The organism is Streptomyces sp. CC208A, from assembly GCF_030010625.1.
Lineage (GTDB): Bacteria > Actinomycetota > Actinomycetes > Streptomycetales > Streptomycetaceae > Streptomyces.
The window spans coordinates 226,766-242,976 of sequence record NZ_JASCXN010000004.1 but is presented as its reverse complement, the minus strand read 5'-3'; the positions used below and the strand labels follow the sequence as shown (position 1 = coordinate 242,976).

Here is a 16,211-nt window from a genome sequence, read left to right as displayed (position 1 = left end):
CGCCCCGCCCCTGTGGACGCCGGTCAACCTGCGGGGACCTCGTCCGGGCGCGGGCGGCGCTCGTATGCTCGGTGCATGACGGACCACCAGGCTGAGCAGCGGAGCGCCTCGCAGACCGCGCCCCCGACCAGGAACGCGATGCGCCGGGCGCTGAAGCGGGCGCGGGACGGGGTCGCGCTCGACGTCGGTGAGGCGGCGGTGCTGCTGCGGGCGCGTGGCGAGGATCTGGACGCGCTGGTGGCGGTCGCCGGGCGGGTGCGGGACGCGGGACTTGAGGCCGCCGGACGGCCCGGGGTGATCACGTACTCGAAGAGCGTGTTCCTACCGCTCACGCGGCTCTGCCGGGACAAGTGCCACTACTGCACCTTCGTCACCGTGCCGGGCAGGCTGCGGCGCGAGGGGCACGGGATGTTCCTGTCGCCGGACGAGGTCCTGGACATCGCCCGGCGCGGGGCCGAACTCGGGTGCAAGGAAGCGCTGATCACCCTCGGCGACAAGCCGGAGGAGCGGTGGCCCGAGGCGCGGGAGTGGCTGGACGCGCACGGGTACGACGACACCCTCGCGTACGTGCGGGCGATGTCGGTGCGGATCCTGGAGGAGACCGGGCTGCTGCCGCACCTCAACCCGGGCGTGCTGTCGTGGACGGACTTCCAGCGGCTGAAGCCGGTGGCGCCGTCGATGGGGATGATGCTGGAGACGACCGCGACCCGGCTGTGGTCGGAGCCCGGCGGCCCGCACTACGGTTCCCCTGACAAGGAACCGGCCGTGCGGCTACGGGTGTTGGAGGACGCCGGGCGGTCGTCCGTGCCGTTCACCTCGGGGCTGCTCCTCGGCATCGGGGAGACATACGAGGAGCGGGCCGAGTCGCTGTTCGCGCTGCGGCGCGTCGCGCGGGCCTACCACGGCATCCAGGAACTGATCATCCAGAACTTCCGGGCCAAGCCGGACACGGCCATGCGGTCGATGCCCGACGCCGAACTCGACGACCTGGTCGCGGCCGTGGCCGTCGCCCGGCTCGTCATGGGGCCGTCCGCCTGCCTCCAGGCGCCGCCGAACCTGGTGGACGCCGAGTACGAGCGGCTGATCGCGGCCGGCATCGACGACTGGGGCGGGGTCTCCCCGCTGACCATCGACCACGTCAACCCCGAGCGGCCCTGGCCCCGGATCGACGAGCTCGCCGCGCGGTCCGCCGCCGCCGGGTTCGAGCTGCGCGAACGGCTGTGTGTGTACCCGGAGTTCGTGCGGCGCGGCGAGCCGTGGCTGGATCCGCGGGTCGTGCCGCACGTGCGGGCGCTGGCCGATCCGGAGACGGGGCTCGCCGACCCGGACGCCGTGGTGCGCGGGCTGCCGTGGCAGGAGCCCGACGAGGCGTTCACGGCCGCCGGGCGCACCGATCTGCACGCGACCATCGACACCGAGGGCCGTACCGGCGACCGGCGCGCCGACTTCGACGAGGTGTACGGCGACTGGGAGGCCCTCAAGGAGGCCGCCGCACCCGGCATGGCCCCCGAGCGGATCGACCCCGAGCGGATCGACGCCGACGTGCGGGAGGCGCTGGCCGTCGCCGCCGACGACCCGACGCGGCTCACCGACCCGCAGGCCCTGGCGCTGCTCCACGCCGACGGGCCGGCGCTCGACGCGCTGTGCGCGGTCGCCGACGACGTGCGGAAGTCGGTCTCCGGCGACGAGGTGACGTACATCGTCACCAGGAACATCAACTTCACCAACGTCTGCTACACCGGCTGCCGCTTCTGCGCCTTCGCCCAGCGGCGGACCGACGCCGACGCGTACACCCTCTCCCTCGACCAGGTCGCCGACCGCGCGCGGCAGGCGTGGGACGTCGGCGCCGTCGAGGTGTGCATGCAGGGCGGCATCCACCCCGACCTGCCCGGCACCGCCTACTTCGACATCGCCCGGGCCGTGAAGGAACGCGTGCCGGGGATGCACGTGCACGCCTTCTCCCCGATGGAGGTCGTCAACGGGGCGTCCCGCACCGGGCTCTCGATCCGCGAGTGGCTGACGGCGGCGAAGGAGGCCGGGCTCGACTCGATCCCCGGCACGGCCGCCGAGATCCTCGACGACGAGGTCCGCTGGGTGCTGACGAAGGGCAAACTGCCCACCGCCACCTGGATCGAGGTGATCACCACCGCGCACGAGCTGGGCATCCGGTCGTCGTCGACCATGATGTACGGGCACGTCGACCAGCCCCGGCACTGGCTCGGCCACCTCCGCACCCTGGCCTCCGTCCAGCAGCGGACCGGCGGCTTCACGGAGTTCGTGACCCTGCCCTTCATCCACACCAACGCGCCCGTCTACCTCGCCGGCATCGCCCGCCCCGGTCCGACGGTCCGCGACAACCGCGCGGTGACGGCGATGGCCCGCCTCCTCCTCCACCCGCACATCCCCAACATCCAGACGAGTTGGGTGAAACTGGGCGCGGAGGGCGCGGCGGAGATGCTGCGCTCGGGCGCGAACGACCTCGGCGGGACGCTGATGGAGGAGACCATCTCCCGGATGGCCGGGTCGAGCTACGGCTCGTACCGCTCCATCCGCGACCTGGAGGCCATCGCGGAGGCGGCCGGCCGCCCCTCCCGCCCCCGCACCACCCTCTACGGGGAGGTCCCGGCGGAGCGGCAGGCGGCGGCGCGGGCCTCCGACGGGCACCTGCCGGAGCTGCTGCCGGTGATCGAGAGCTGAGTGATATCGCAGACGAAGTGTGGTCAAAAGCGGCCTGAAGGGCGTCCGATCACATAACGTTCCCACCCCCGAACGGGCACATCCGGTCGATTACAGTGCTGCGGAGACCGGTGAACGGGACCTCGGACGGGGGAGGCACGTCGTGACCGCCACCACTGCCGCGGCCGTGTGGGGCCGCACCGAACAGCAGGACTTCCGCTCCCGCGTCCGCGGCTGCCTGCTCGGCGCCGCCGTCGGCGACGCGTTCGGCGCGGGCGCGCACGGGCGGACGCTCGCGGAGCTCCGTACGGCGCACGGCGAGGCGGGCCTCGCGGAACCCCCGGACGGCGTCCTGACCGTCACCGCCGCCACCCAGATGGGCCTCTTCACCGTCGACGGCCTCATCCGCGCCCACGTCCACCGCGACGCGGGCGTCTGGCACCCGCCCAGCGACATCCACCGCGCCTATCTGCGCTGGGCGGCCACCCAGCGCGACTGGGGCCCCGACGAGCGGCGCCGCGACAACGGCTGGCTCGGCCGCCAGGAGTGGCTGTACGCGCGCCGCCGGCCGCCCCGAGCCTGCCTCACCGGCCTCGGCGACGAGCGGCTCGGCACCCCGGACCGGCCCAAGAACCCCGAGGCCGGCGACTCCGGCGCGCTCGCCCGGTCCGCCCCCCTCGGCCTGCTCGTCGGCTGGGAGCCGCAGCTCGTCTGCCAGCTGGCCGTCGAGTGCGCCGCCCAGACGCACGGCGCCCCCGCCGCGACCCTCGCCGCCGGCGCGCTCGCCGTCACCGTCCACGGCGTCGCCCGCGGCGCCTCCGTCGAGGCGGCGACCGGTACGGCCCTGGGCCTGCTGGCCGCGCGCCCCGGCCACGAACCGGTGACGGAGGCGCTGACCCGCGCCCTCGGAGCCGTACGCGAAGGGGTCCCCGACGCGGCCCGGGTGACGGCGCTCGGGGCGGACGAGGACCGCGCGGAGGGGCAGCTGGCGGCCGCCGTCTACTGCGCGCTCGTCGGCGAGGACGTCCGCCACGGGCTGCGGCTCGCCGCCAACCACGACGGCCCCTCGTCGGTCACCGCCGCCGTCACCGGCGCGCTGCTCGGCGCCCAGCACGGGGAGACGGCGCTGCCGCCGGCGTGGGTGGCGGGGATGGAGGGGCGGGGGACGGTCCTTGAACTCGCGGACGACTTCGCGATGGAGCTGACCCAGTCCGCCGCCCTCCACACCCCCACCTGGCACACCCGCTACCCGACCCCCTGACGCGCCCGTGCCCCGCCGGGACGACGCCCCCGCGGTCCGCACCGGGAGAGCGCGCCGTCCCGCGGGGTCAGCGCATGAGTTCGCCCGCGTTGACGAGGAGGGACTGACCGGTGATGGCGCGGGCGCGGGGGGAGGCGAGGAAGACGGCCGCTTCGGCCACGTCCGCGTCCGTCGCCAGCTCCGGCAGCGCCATGCGGGAGGCGAGACGGCCGAGGACCTCCTCCTCCGGCACCCCCTCCGCCCCTGCCGTGACGTGGACGAACGCCTCGACCGGCGGGCCCCACATCCAGCCCGGCAGCACCGTGTTGACCCGGATCCGGTCGGGTCCCAGCTCCCGCGCGAGCGAGTACATCGCGGAGGTCAGCGCGCCTTTGGACGCCGCGTACGCCGCCTGCCGCACCTGCGTCGGCGCGGCGACGGACGACTGCGTGCCGACGAAGACGACCGAGCCGCCGCCCGCCGCCCGCAGGGCGGGCAGGCAGGCCCGCGTCATCCGCAGGGTGCCGAGCAGGTTGACGTCGAGGACCCCCAGCCAGGTCGTGAAGTCCGCGTCCGCGAGCCCGCCGAAGTACGAGTCCCACGCGGCGACGTGCACGACCGCGTCGATCGAGCCGAACCGTTCGACGGCGAGCGCGGCCAGCGCCCGGCACTGCGCCTCGTCGGTGATGTCGGTGGCGAGGTGGGCGGTGCGCCCGCCCGCCGGGTCGATCGCGGCGGCCGTCCTGACGAGGTTGGCCCCGGTGCGGGCGCCGAGGACCGCGTTGCCGCCGTCCCGTACCACCGCCTCCGCGACCCGGTGGCCGAGCCCGGCCCCGACGCCCGACACGACGACCGTCTTCCCCTGGAGCAGCATCCGGGTGCCTCCCGCCTCTGGCCAGTCATCTGACGGTCCGTCAGAGTAGGTGCCCCGAGCCGCGCGAGGAAGAGGAAGGGAGACGGTGGATGAGTGACGCCGACGCGTACGGGGAGCTGGCCGCGACCGGGCCGTACGGGGTCCGTCCGGGGCACGCCCTGATCACCCTGGTGGAACCGCACCCGGGCCACGAGTACGCGTACAACCGCTGGTACGAGGACGACCACTACTACGCCGGCGCGATGGCGATGCCCTGGATGTACGCGGGCCGCCGCTGGGTCGCCACCCGCGAGCTCCAGGAGCTGCGCGTCCCGGAGAAGTCCGCCGTCGCCCAGCCGGTCACCGCCGGCTGCTACCTCTCCACGTACTGGATCACCGAGGGCCGCTACGACGCGCACATGAAGTGGACCGTCGCCATCAACAAGCGCCTCAACCGGGACGCCCGCGTCCACCACGACCGCACCCACGTCTTCACGTCCTTCCAGGACCACGAGACGACGGTGTACCGGGACGGGGCGGCCGGCCCCCGCGACTTCCACGCCCTCGACCACCCCTACGCGGGGCTGATCCTCCAGGTCGTGGACTGCGCGGGGCCGGAGGAGCGGGCCGCGCTCCTCGAACGGCTCGCCTCCCGCGACCTCCCGCGCCGGCTCGCGGGTTCGCCGGCGGCGATGGTGACCGTCTTCCGTCCGACGCCGCTGCCCGGCGACCGCATGACGTATGTGAAGCAGGTGGAGGGCGTCGACACCCGGCTCACGCTGCTCTGGTTCCTGGAGCGGGACCCGCGCGACTGCTGGGCGGAGCACTTCGCCGACCTCGCCGACGCCGGCGGCCTCGCGGGCGGGGCGGGGAGGGTGGAACTGGTGGCGCCGTTCATCCCCACCGTGCCGGGCACGGACCGGTACGTGGACCGGTTGAGGTGACGGACTTCCGGGGCCGGAAACGGGTCCGGACATGAGCGAGCCCTCTCGGCCAGGACGGCGGACCGGACGAGAGGGCGGCGCTTAAGGGCGGTACGGGTGGTTCTGTGGACCTCAGAGGGCCCCGTTGCTCACCTGGCCGACGAAGGCGTTCCACGAGCCCGGTCCGAAAGAGAGGGACGGACCCTCGGGGGCCTTGGAGTCGCGGACGGCGATGGAGGCGACGACCGGCGACTTCACCTCGACGCAGGCGCCGTTGCCGCCGGAGTAGGAGGACTTGGTCCAGTTGTCGGTCGCACCCTGGATGATGGCCATGATGTGCTCAACTCCGGTTCTGCCCGAAGGGCGTTAGGGTCGATGCCGGGGTTACCTCCACCGGCCTGATCGACGCTACTCGCCGGTCCCGAGCGACGGGACCGGCGTTCACACGACCGGGTGGCATATTCCAGCCGGGCTTCCGTCGAGCCGAGTCGGGGGTGTACCGTGCCCGCCCCTCTGGTGCAGACCTGCCTGCGGCTCCTCGGGCCGTCAGCCCTGCGCGTACTTCTTCGCGATGTCGGTCACGAACTCCCGCGTCTGCTCCACGCCCAGCGCCTGCGCCCGCAGGTGCTCGTACATGTAGCTGTACTTCGACACGTCCGGCCCCTTCTCCAGGTACAGGTCGCTCGTCACGCCCTCGATGTAGACGACGCTGGAGTCGGAGGCGTCCGGGAACTCCAGGATCGAGTACTGGCCGCTGATGCCCGGGTGCGCACCCGTGTCGAAGGGCAGCACCTGCACGGTGACGTGCGGCAGGTGCGACTGCTCGACGAGGTGCTCCAGCTGCTCCACCATCACCTGCCTGTTGCCGACGACCCGGCGCAGCGCGGCCTCGTCGATGACCGCCCACAGGCGCAGCGGGCGCTCCTCGTCGTGGATCCGCTCCTGGCGGCGGGTGCGGACGCTGGTCCGCTTCTCGATGTCGGCCGGCGTCGACTCGGGCAGCGCGCCGGAGATGACGGCGGTGGCGTACGAACGGGTCTGGAGCAGGCCGGGGATGATCTGAGGCTCGTAGACGCGCAGGCTCTGCGCGTCGGTCTCCAGGCCGATGTAGACGCTGTACGGGATGTCGCCGAAGGCGTGCCACCAGCCCTGCTGCCGCGAGTCCTTGGCCATCTGCATGAGGGAGTTGACCATGGCCTCGTCCTCGACCTCGTACACGCTGCACAGGTCGCGCACATCGCGCTGGCTGATGGAGCGGCGGCCGTTCTCGAGGCGGCTGATCTTGGACTGGGAGACGAGGAGGCGCTCGGCGACCTGCTCGGCCGTCATGCCCTTGCCCTCGCGGAGCTTGCGCAGCTCCTGGCCCAATCGGCGTCGCCTGACGGTGGGGTTGACACTGGACGCCACGGAAACTGCACCTCCGGCTGCTGTCTGCGATGCGTAGCTGTGAGTACGTACTGCTTGGCAGACTGCCACCAAAGGTGCGGCGTGCGCTGGGAAACCGCCACAACGGGATGACGGGACGGCGCGAACGGGACACGGGTGTGCGGGGCACCCGAAGGCGCCCCGCACACCCGGTGCGGCTCCCGAAGAAGTGCGTGGTGCGTGGTGCGGAGGTGCGGGACGTGCTGTGCGGGATGTGCTGTGCGTGCCGTGCTTGTCGTACGTGCCGTGCTTGTCGTGCGGACGGCCGTGCGCCGTGCGCGCCTCAGTGGGCGGCGGCGCGGGCCATGCCGCCGCGCGGCTGGGCGGGTACGCCCGTACCGCTCCGGCGCGGCTGTGCGGCCACGCCGTTCTGGACGTCCATGACGGCGTGCGCCACCAGACCGCCCATCGGGTCGTGCCGGATCAGGTCGCGCAGCCGGGACCGCGACGACCGTCCTTCGTTGCCGGGGTACAGGTGCTTGCCGAGACCGACCGCGTGGGCCAGCGCGGCGAGCGCCGCGGTCCGCGGGTCCGGCGGTACGCCGGTGCGGATCGCACTGTCCAGCCGGGCCCTGATCTCCCGGCTGATCGCCGTGTCCGTCGCCTGGTAGCGAGTCGTCGGCAGCACCCCGCACATCTGGCCCTCCACGGCATGCACCATGCCGCATCGCTCCAGATGCGAGAGATACGTCTGGCGGAGCCCCAGCCGGGGCCCGCCGATCCAGTGGACGGCCCGGACCGGACTGCCGCGCCTGCGCAGCAGTTCCAGTGCGGAGTCCAGAGTCGGATCTCCGGTCGGCCGTGGCATCACCACGGCGATACGATCCCCGTCAGGGGCTATCCGTCCTGCCAGAGCCAGCTCCACTAGCTGTGCTCCGGCGAGGCCCAGGTCGAGCGACTGCGGCTGCGCTGTGGTACCCGTGGCCGGGTCCAGAGCGAGCAACAGAAGCTCTTCCGGAAGTGTTCTGCGGCTCCTGCCCATCCATGCCTCCCCGCGTGGATGAATGACAGGGTGACCCCTCTCACATTCATCTGTCGAGAGTGCCTGGGTGGTTCGTCCGGGAACCAGTAGGTATGTCGTTCTCGTCTAGCACGGGGGCCAAGGGGTTCACACAGGACACTGGTAGACGGTTCGGACGTACGCATGACGCATGGAGGAGGCACGGTGGCGGGCGAGTCCCCCGAGAGAACGGAGCAGCAGGGGTCGTCGGAGGGGAAGACGACGGGGTCGCCGTCGTCGGTTGCGCCCTCGGCATCCCCGGCGGCTCAGGCGTCCTCGGCGTCTCCGGAATCCCCGGCGTCCGCGGTGTCCGCGCCGGATCAGGTGGACCAGCCGACGGCGGTGTTCAAGACCCTGACGCCGCGCACCCCGGAGGACGACGCCGAGAAGCCGGCGGCGGAGCCGTCCGCCGGGAAGTCGTCCGCCGGGAAGTCGTCCGCGGGGGAGTCGGGCACGCCGGAGGGCGACCGTCTGAAGCGGGCCGTGGCGGCGTGGGTCGCGACGGCGGCGGACGGGGACGAGGAGCCGGAGGCCGCGGAGAAGGCCGACGGGGCTGCCGACGAGCCCGTACGAGCCTCTGAGACGCCCGCCGGGACGCCGAAGGCGCCGGAGCCGTCCTGGTTCGCCGCGAAGAAGCCCGGGGCGAAGGCCGAGGAGAAGCCGGAACAGCCGAAGCCCGAGCCGTCGAGGTCCGAGCCTTCGAAGCCCGAGCCTTCGAAGTCCGCGCCGAAGCCGGCACCGGCCGCCGAGCCGGGGGCCGAGGCCCCGGTCGACCAGCCCACCACCATGTTCCGGGCCGTCCGGCCGCCGGCCGCGCCCGCCGTGGACCAGCCGACGACCGCGCTCAAGCTGCCCCGGGGCCTCGACTCCGACAGCGAGCGGACGAGCACCTTCGTACCGCTGCGCCCGGACATCCCGGCCGAGCAGAAGGCGACCGGGACCACTTCCACCCCCTCGACCCCGGCGCCGAAGCCGGCCCCGGCGGCCGCCGACAAGCCGGTCCCCCCGGCGAAGGCCGCCGTCCCGGCCCCGGCCGCGTCCTCCCCCGCGCTCGGGGAGCCCGAGCGGACCCGGCAGCAGCCGCTCCCGCCGCTGCCCCCGCTCGACCTGCTCGCCGAGCTGACGAACACCCCGCCCCCGCCGCCGAACGCCTGGCGCACCACCCTGCGCCGGATCCGCATCTGGACCCCGCTGGTCCTGCTCCTCCTGATCGTCTTTGCGATCGTGCAGATGGTCCGGCCGCTTCCGGCGCCCGCCCTGACGCTCTCCGCCGCGCCCACGTTCACCTTCGAGGGCGGCGAGCTCCAGATGCCGTGGCCCGCCGACGGCCAGGGCGCGGTCGAGGTCGAGGGCGTCGGCTCGATGGGCACGTACGGGGCGCAGAAGCCGGCCCCGATCGCGTCCGTGACGAAGACGATGACGGCGTACGTGATCCTCCGCGACCACCCCCTCAAGGGGAAGCAGCAGGGCCCCGAGATCACCGTCGACCAGAAGGCCGAGGACCAGGGGAAGTCGGCGCACGAGTCGACCGCGCCGGTCAAGAAGGGCCAGACGTACACGCAGAAGGAGCTCCTGCAGCTCCTGATGATCCCGTCGGCCAACAACGTGGCCCGGCTGCTCGCGCGCTGGGACGCCGGTTCGGAGCAGGCGTTCGTCGACAAGATGAACGCGGCGGCGAAGGAGCTGGGCATGACCCAGTCCCGCTACACCGACCCGTCCGGTCTGCTCGACTCGACCGTCTCGACCCCGAAGGACCAGCTGAAGCTGGCGAAGGCGGTCATGCGGTTCGATGTGTTCCGCGAGATCGTGGACATGCCGAACGCCACCATCGAGGGCGTCGGCTACATCGAGAACAACAACAGCAGGCTGCTGCTCAAGCCGGGCGTGAGCGGCATCAAGACCGGCTCCTCCACCCCCGCGGGCGGCAACCTGCTCTGGTCGGCGAACACGGTCGTCGACGGCAGGACCCACCGCATCCTGGGCATCGTGATGGGGGCGCAGAACGCCGAGCGGCTCTACGACAAGCTGGAGCTGTCGCTTGACTACAGCTACGAGCTGATCAAGAAGGCCCAGAACGACGTCACCTCCGCGGCCGTCGTCAGGAAGGGCCAGGTCGTCGGTTACGTCGACGACGGCCTGGGCGGGCGGACGCCGGTCGTGGCGACGAAGGAGATCAAGGCGGTCGGCTGGCCGGGCCTGAAGGTCGAGCTGGCGCTGACCGACGGCGGCAAGGCCCTCCCGCACGCCGGCAAGGCCGGCGACGTCGTCGGCACGGTGTCGATCGGCGAGGGCGAGGGGAAGGTCAGCGCCCCGGTGGCGCTCCAGGCCGACCTCGTGGAGCCCGGCTTCGACAAGAAGCTGACGCGGATCGGCTGAGGCGCCTCGGCCGGCCCGGATCGGCCGACGAGGACCGGCCGGCCGACCGGCCGACCGATCAGGCGGGCGCCCCGGACACGCGGGGCGCCCGGCTGTTAGCTTCTTCGAGGGACGAGACGCGACACGCGAAGCCGCGCGGGACGCGGGACAGACGGGCGTACGCAGGGAACACACGGGAAAGGGCCGCAGTGACCACCGCCGAGCCGACACGCGCGGGCCGCAGCACGGCCGCCACGCCCCGACCCGAGCAGCCCGGCACCCCACCGTCCCCCGCACCCACCCCCACCTCCGTACCCCCCACCCCCGCTTCACCTTCGCGAATAGTGCTCCCGAACCAGCGCTCCGCCCCCGAGCGGACCCCGCCCGCCTCGCCTCCGCAGCCCCGGCCGCGCCGCCGCAAGCGCCGCTACCCGGTGATGGCGGCGACGGGCGTCGCCGCGCTCCTCCACGTGCTGTGGTTCTTCTACTTCGCGAACAGCGGCGGCGACCTCGCGGCGCAGGACGCCTGGGCCGAGTTCGTCGGACGGCACCCGGACTCCGCGTACAACCTGGCCTGGTACGGGGGCATGCACCCGGTCTCGTACAGCGTGATCTCGCCGTACGTGATGTCCGTCCTCGGCGTGCGCTCCACGATGATGATCGCGGGGACGCTCTCCGCCGCCCTGACCGCGCTGATCCTGGTGCGGGTCCCGGCGGTGCGGAACCCGATGGCGTGCTCGCTCGCGGGCGTCTTCGCCTTCCTCTGCAACGCGCTGTCCGGCCGGGTGACCTTCGGGCTCGGCATGATGTTCGCCCTCGGCGCGGTCGCCGCCGTCTTCTGCTGGCCGCACCGCTGGCGCCGCAAGCGCTGGGCGAAGGCCGTGGTGGCGGCGCCGCTCGCCGGGCTCGCGACGGCGTGCAGCCCGGTGGCGGGCCTGTTCCTCGGCGTGGTGGCGGCGGCGCTCTTCCTCAACAAGCGGCGGCCGGGGGCGTACGCGATCGGTCTCGCGCCCGTCGTGGTCGTCGCGCTCTCCGCCTGGCTCTTCCCCTTCTCCGGCACGCAGCCCATGGCCTTCGGGTCGACGGCGCTGCCGCTGGCCTTCGGGGTCCTCGTCCTCGTCCTCGTGCCGAGGGGCTGGCGCACGGTCCGCACGGCCGCCGCCTGCTACACCGTCGGCACCTTCCTGACCTGGCTGATCGACTCCCAGATCGGCTCGAACATCTCGCGGCTTCCCATGCTCTTCGCGGGCGTGGTGCTGCTGGCGGCGCTGCCGTACACCCGGCCGCGTTCGCGCCGCTGGTACGCGCTGGCCGTCGCCTTCCTCGGCCTGAACCTCTGGATCGGCTTCAAGGGCGTCGACGACGTGATCCGCACCCGCCCGGACGCCTCCTGGGCCTTCGAGGTGGCGCCGCTGATCAACCAGCTCCAGGTGCGGGAGGCGCGGAAGGCGCGCGTGGAGGTCGTCCCGGCCTCCAGCCACCGCGAGTCCTCGGCGCTGAGCCCGTACATCAACCTGGCGCGCGGCTGGAACCGGCAGGCGGACATGGAGCGCAACCCGCTCTTCTACGACGACACCCTCAACGCCGTGAACTACCGCGAGTGGCTCCACCGCTGGGCCGTCCGGTACGTCGTCCTCCCCACCGGCGCCCCCGACTCGGGTGCGGAGCGGGAGGCGGAGCTGATCGCCGAGGGCCTGCCGTACCTGAACCAGGTCTGGTCCGACGCGAACTGGCGGCTGTACGAGGTCGCCGACGCCACGCCGCTCGCCGAGGCCCCCGCCCAGGTCGACCGCGCCGCCGAGAACGAGGTCGTCCTCCGCCTCGACCGCCCGGCCCGGATCAAGATCCGCGTCCCCTACTCGCCGTGGCTGGCCCTGATGGACGGGAACGGCGGCAAGCTGGAGCCCCCGCAGGAGACGGAGGCGTCGAAGCTGGCCCGGGAGGAGTCCGGGACGGAGCTCCCGAAGGTCTTCGCCAACGAGCACGGCTGCCTGCTGAAGGCGGAGCCGGACGAGGAGGGCGACGAGTGGACGGAACTGATCGCCCCCAAGGCCGGCACGTACCGCCTGGCGGCCCCGTACAAGCTCTTCCCGCGCGGCACGGCCTGCCCGGAGGAACTCCGCTGAGGTCCCTGGGGGTCACTCATAAGGTCACTCATAAGAAGGGCGAACCCCCGGCGGGGCTGCCCGGACACAGGTACGGGCCCTAGGGTCGTCCCATGCGGCAGGAACCAAGTGGATCGGGGTCGGCGGACGTGACGGGCGCGGGAGGAACGGGAGACGTGGCGACGGAGACAAGGCCGGAGGATCCCGAGACGGGGGAACAGTCCGACGCCCGCCCCGAACGCCGCCGCCGTCGTCTCTCCCCCTGGGCGGAGTACCCGCTCCTGGCCGTGGTCGCCCTGGTGCTGGCGTTCCTGATCAAGACCTTCCTGGTGCAGGCGTTCCTGATCCCCTCGGGCTCCATGCAGAACACCCTCCAGGAGGACGACCGGGTCCTGGTCGACAAGTTCACCCCCTGGTTCGGCTCGGAACCCGGCCGCGGTGAGGTCGTCGTCTTCCGCGACCCCGCCGACTGGCTGGCCGGCCACCAGGTGGAGCCCCCCTCGACCGTCCAGAAGGCCCTCGGCTTCGTCGGCCTGATGCCCGCCGCCGGCGAACAGCACCTGATCAAGCGGGTCATCGGCGTCGCCGGCGACACGGTGGAGTGCACCGGCACCGGCCCCCTCACCCTCAACGGCACCCCCCTGACCGAGCCGTACGTCTACGCCGGCAACACCCCGTGCAGCGACGACGAGGGCGGCCGCTTCAAGGTCACCGTCCCCGCCGGCCACCTCTGGGTCATGGGCGACCACCGCCAGGCCTCCCAGGACTCCCGCTACCACCAGAACGACGGCCACGGCGGCATGGTCCCCCTCACCGACGTGGTGGGCCGAGCCATCGTCGTGGCCTGGCCCGTCCCCCACTGGTCCACCCTCCCGATCCCGGACACCTTCGACACGAACGACTGAGACCCCCGCGGGCAGCAGCACCCCGAACACACCGAAGGCCCCCTCGCCGCGAACCGGCAAGGGGGCCTTCGCCCTTGTGCCCCCGGCAGGATTCGAACCTGCGACACCCGCTTTAGGAGTGGGATCGAATCCTTGCCGGGCGGTGCCGGAGGCTGCCGCGCGGAGCTGTTCCACCTGGTCAGCGCCACGCGGCTTCCCGCCCAATCCCGCTCGTGGCACCTCGTGCCGGACGGTCCGCTCGCGTATCGCTCACGCGTCAGGATGATTCTCACTTACGGCCCAGCAAGATCGACAAGGGGCTGGCTAGCCGCGCTGACGCAGCTGTTGGACTACCGGCACTACGGCCAGACAGAGCAGCGCGGTTCCTCCGAACGCTGCACTTGACGAGAGCAGGGCCCCAGAAGCCGGGGTGCCTTCCAGGACCTTGAGAAATCCGACGCATGCCGCGACGAGTGCGGAGAACAGCACCATGACCAGCAGCCGGGGAATCCAGACACTGTCCCGCGCTGCCCAGGTCCCGTCCGCGAGGACCTGAGGGCCGGGCGCAGCCTGAAGGGGGTTCTTAGTTCGGTCGGGCAAGTGCCGCTGCATCTATGCCGAATGGCCATGGACGCGTCATACTGACGCGATGGGGCTTTCGTTACCTGAACCGAAGGGTCACCAGCGGGATGTCGTCTTCCTGGGTGAGCGCGGTCACTGTGTGGTTCTTGGTACAGCGGGCAGCGGCAAGACGACGATGGCGGTCCACCGGGCCCACTATCTGGCCACGGCTCCGATCATCGGAGGCCGCACTCTGTTGGTCACCTTCAACAAGGCGCTCGTGACCTACCTCAAGGGCATGAGCACGGCGCCTCCGCACCTACAGATCGAGACCTACCACACCTTCGCCCGCGGGTACCTCGCGCACCGCACCAAGGCGTCGGTGCGTATCTTCAAGTTCAAGAAGAGGGCGGTTGAGCAAGCGCTGGAGGAGGTTCGCGCGCGACTTCCCGGTCGCGCGCTGGTCAAGCGCCCGCTCGAGTTCTTCTTGGACGAACTGCACTGGTTGGTCGGGCACGGCATCGACCGGCAGACATACGTGGAGGGCCGCACGCGACGAGTCGGCCGGGGCAAGCCGCTCCAGCAGTCCGACCGTGAAATCGTCTTCGCGATCTATCGGCGCTACGAGCAACTACGAGCCGAGGCCGGGTTCGTGTACGACTTCGAGAACATGGCGTCGTCCGTACTGGCGCTACTCAAGGACGACCCGACCCAGCGGCACTACCGGCACGTGGTTGTCGATGAGGGCCAGGACTTCACACCCGAGATGATCCGCAGTCTCGCCGCAGCCATCCCCGAGGACGGTTCACTGACCTTCTTCGGGGACTATGCACAGCAGATCTACGGAAGCCGGATGTCCTGGCGCTCGCTGGGACTCCACGTGCCGCGGGGCACCGTGGAGTTCGCACACAACTACCGCAACAGCCGTCAGATAGCCCAGCTCGCCCAGGTCATGTCCGAGATGCCGTACTTCAAGGACGAGGTCGACCTCGTCCAGCCGACCCGCCCCGCGGCCGACGGCCCCAAGCCCACCATCTTGGAGACTCCGAACAAGGAGCGCCAACTCGTCGAGGCCGCGCGGACGGCCCTGGCACTGGGAGTCGATCGCCAAGTCGCCATCCTGATGCGCACCCGGGAACACGAGGTCACGCTCAGGCCCCTTCTCGCCGGCGGCCGTGTTCCCGTGGAACGGCTGCACCGTGACCTGCCACGTTGGTCGGACCGCCCCGGCGTGTTCTACGGGACGTACTCCGCGGCGAAGGGCTTCGAGTTCGACTCGGTGATTCTCCCACTCTGCGACGCCGACGAACTGCCGAAACCCAGCGAGGTGGAGGCGCACGGCCCCGATGAGGCGAAGGCGCGCGAAGGACGGCAGCTGTACGTGGCGGTCACCCGGGCCCGTACGGAACTCGTCATTTTGCACTCCGGCAAACTCACCGATCTGCTGCCGAACGAGATGTCAGACCTGTACGTCCGGGTGGACTCGTGAGCGACATCGTCGCCCGCGCCAGGGCCCGCGGTGTCACGCGACTGTGCCACTGCACCAAGTCGACCAACCTGTCGCACATCCTCGACAGCCGCGAGATACGGCCGGTGTCCACCCTGCGGGAGGCGGCGGACGCTTACCGGCCGGCCGACACCCAGCGCCTGGACGGAGCACCGGACCGCACTTTTCTGAGCGTCGAATACCCGAACGCGTGGTACCAGTCCCAGGCCGCCGGTCGAGACCCGCACTTCAGCGACTGGGTGGTGCTCACGGTGGACGTCGAACTGCTCGGCGCGCCGGGCACGCGGTTCTCTCCGTACAACTCGGCGCGGGACAGTAGCGCCGGCGCCCTGCCCGGTGCCGATGCCTTCGACGCTCTGTTCGCGCCGACCGTGACGGGGAATACGACGCGGAGGCGGCACCACGCCCATCCGGCGTGGTGGCCCACGGACGACCAGGCTGAGATTCAGGTACCCGGTACCATTCCACTGTCCGCCGTCCGCTCGGTCATCGTCCGGGACGAACAGCAGGCGGATCTGGAGTACTTCAGACTCATGCAATTCGGTATGGCAGCTCTGCTGCCACCCCTAACCGTCGCGCCGGTGCTCTTCGACAGGTACGCCCTGAGCACCTCGGTGCGCTCCGGCAGGCGGCCACCGGAGACCCCGTACATCCCACGAGCGACTCTGGCAGAGTGACACAC

At 71.7% G+C, this 16,211-nt stretch carries 12 protein-coding genes; 8 read left to right on the top strand and 4 right to left on the bottom strand.

Annotated features, from left to right (window positions below; translation table 11 throughout):
• The first annotated feature begins 75 nt into the window (after positions 1-75).
• Both QK442_RS07255 and QK442_RS07250 read left to right on the top strand, forming a co-directional pair.
• Complete coding sequence (locus tag QK442_RS07255; protein WP_282693004.1) at positions 76-2,697, top strand: bifunctional FO biosynthesis protein CofGH; 2,622 nt, start codon at positions 76-78, stop codon at positions 2,695-2,697.
• A gap of 142 nt (positions 2,698-2,839) precedes the next feature.
• The gene (locus QK442_RS07250; protein ID WP_282693003.1) at positions 2,840-3,937 is read left to right on the top strand and encodes an ADP-ribosylglycohydrolase family protein; all 1,098 of its coding nucleotides are present in this window, start codon (positions 2,840-2,842) and stop codon (positions 3,935-3,937) included.
• A 67-nt stretch (positions 3,938-4,004) separates the two neighbouring features.
• Here QK442_RS07250 and QK442_RS07245 read toward each other — a convergent pair whose 3' ends face one another.
• Entirely contained in the window at positions 4,005-4,790 is a 786-nt protein-coding gene (locus QK442_RS07245; protein WP_282693002.1) for an SDR family oxidoreductase, read from the bottom strand.
• An 89-nt stretch (positions 4,791-4,879) separates the two neighbouring features.
• On the opposite strand from QK442_RS07245, the gene QK442_RS07240 reads away from it, so the two are divergent.
• Entirely contained in the window at positions 4,880-5,713 is an 834-nt protein-coding gene (locus tag QK442_RS07240; protein ID WP_282693001.1) for a hypothetical protein, read from the top strand.
• A gap of 111 nt (positions 5,714-5,824) precedes the next feature.
• Here the strand turns inward: QK442_RS07240 and QK442_RS07235 are convergent, their stop codons facing one another.
• The 3 genes from QK442_RS07235 to QK442_RS07225 form a co-directional block, all read right to left on the bottom strand.
• A complete protein-coding gene (locus QK442_RS07235; RefSeq protein ID WP_282693000.1) occupies positions 5,825-6,025 on the bottom strand; it encodes a DUF397 domain-containing protein in 201 nt (66 codons plus the stop codon).
• Positions 6,026-6,238: 213 nt separating this feature from the next.
• Positions 6,239-7,099: a helix-turn-helix transcriptional regulator gene (locus tag QK442_RS07230; RefSeq protein WP_282692999.1), complete on the bottom strand. Its 861-nt coding sequence runs from the start codon at positions 7,097-7,099 to the stop codon at positions 6,239-6,241.
• Between the two features lie 301 nt (positions 7,100-7,400).
• Positions 7,401-8,099 carry a GPP34 family phosphoprotein gene (locus tag QK442_RS07225; protein ID WP_282692998.1) on the bottom strand — a complete coding sequence of 233 codons (699 nt, stop codon included), beginning with the start codon at positions 8,097-8,099 and terminating at the stop codon, positions 7,401-7,403.
• 324 nt (positions 8,100-8,423) lie between these two features.
• Here QK442_RS07225 and QK442_RS07220 point away from each other — a divergent pair, with 324 nt between their 5' ends.
• The 5 genes from QK442_RS07220 (at position 8,424) to QK442_RS07200 (ending at position 16,206) form a co-directional block, all read left to right on the top strand.
• Positions 8,424-10,493: a serine hydrolase gene (locus tag QK442_RS07220; protein WP_349239635.1), complete on the top strand. Its 2,070-nt coding sequence runs from the start codon at positions 8,424-8,426 to the stop codon at positions 10,491-10,493.
• 188 nt (positions 10,494-10,681) lie between these two features.
• Positions 10,682-12,598: an MFS transporter gene (locus QK442_RS07215; protein WP_282692996.1), complete on the top strand. Its 1,917-nt coding sequence runs from the start codon at positions 10,682-10,684 to the stop codon at positions 12,596-12,598.
• Positions 12,599-12,753: 155 nt separating this feature from the next.
• Positions 12,754-13,482: a signal peptidase I gene (gene lepB, locus QK442_RS07210; RefSeq protein WP_282692995.1), complete on the top strand. Its 729-nt coding sequence runs from the start codon at positions 12,754-12,756 to the stop codon at positions 13,480-13,482.
• A gap of 628 nt (positions 13,483-14,110) precedes the next feature.
• The gene (locus QK442_RS07205; RefSeq protein ID WP_282692994.1) at positions 14,111-15,511 is read left to right on the top strand and encodes a DEAD/DEAH box helicase; all 1,401 of its coding nucleotides are present in this window, start codon (positions 14,111-14,113) and stop codon (positions 15,509-15,511) included.
• A complete protein-coding gene (locus QK442_RS07200) occupies positions 15,508-16,206 on the top strand; it encodes a DarT ssDNA thymidine ADP-ribosyltransferase family protein (RefSeq protein WP_282692993.1) in 699 nt (232 codons plus the stop codon). Before QK442_RS07205 ends, QK442_RS07200 begins: the two co-directional genes overlap by 4 nt.
• The last annotated feature ends 5 nt before the right edge of the window (positions 16,207-16,211 follow it).

What these genes read in the sequence shown, in the direction of transcription:
- QK442_RS07255 (WP_282693004.1), top strand. Translation starts at nt 76, where the DNA reads ATGACGGACCACCAGGCTGAGCAGCGGAGCGCCTCGCAGACCGCGCCC.
- QK442_RS07245 (WP_282693002.1), bottom strand. Translation starts at nt 4,790, where the DNA reads ATGCTGCTCCAGGGGAAGACGGTCGTCGTGTCGGGCGTCGGGGCCGGG.
- QK442_RS07240 (WP_282693001.1), top strand. Translation starts at nt 4,880, where the DNA reads ATGAGTGACGCCGACGCGTACGGGGAGCTGGCCGCGACCGGGCCGTAC.
- QK442_RS07235 (WP_282693000.1), bottom strand. Translation starts at nt 6,025, where the DNA reads ATGGCCATCATCCAGGGTGCGACCGACAACTGGACCAAGTCCTCCTAC.
- QK442_RS07225 (WP_282692998.1), bottom strand. Translation starts at nt 8,099, where the DNA reads ATGGGCAGGAGCCGCAGAACACTTCCGGAAGAGCTTCTGTTGCTCGCT.
- QK442_RS07205 (WP_282692994.1), top strand. Translation starts at nt 14,111, where the DNA reads ATGGGGCTTTCGTTACCTGAACCGAAGGGTCACCAGCGGGATGTCGTC.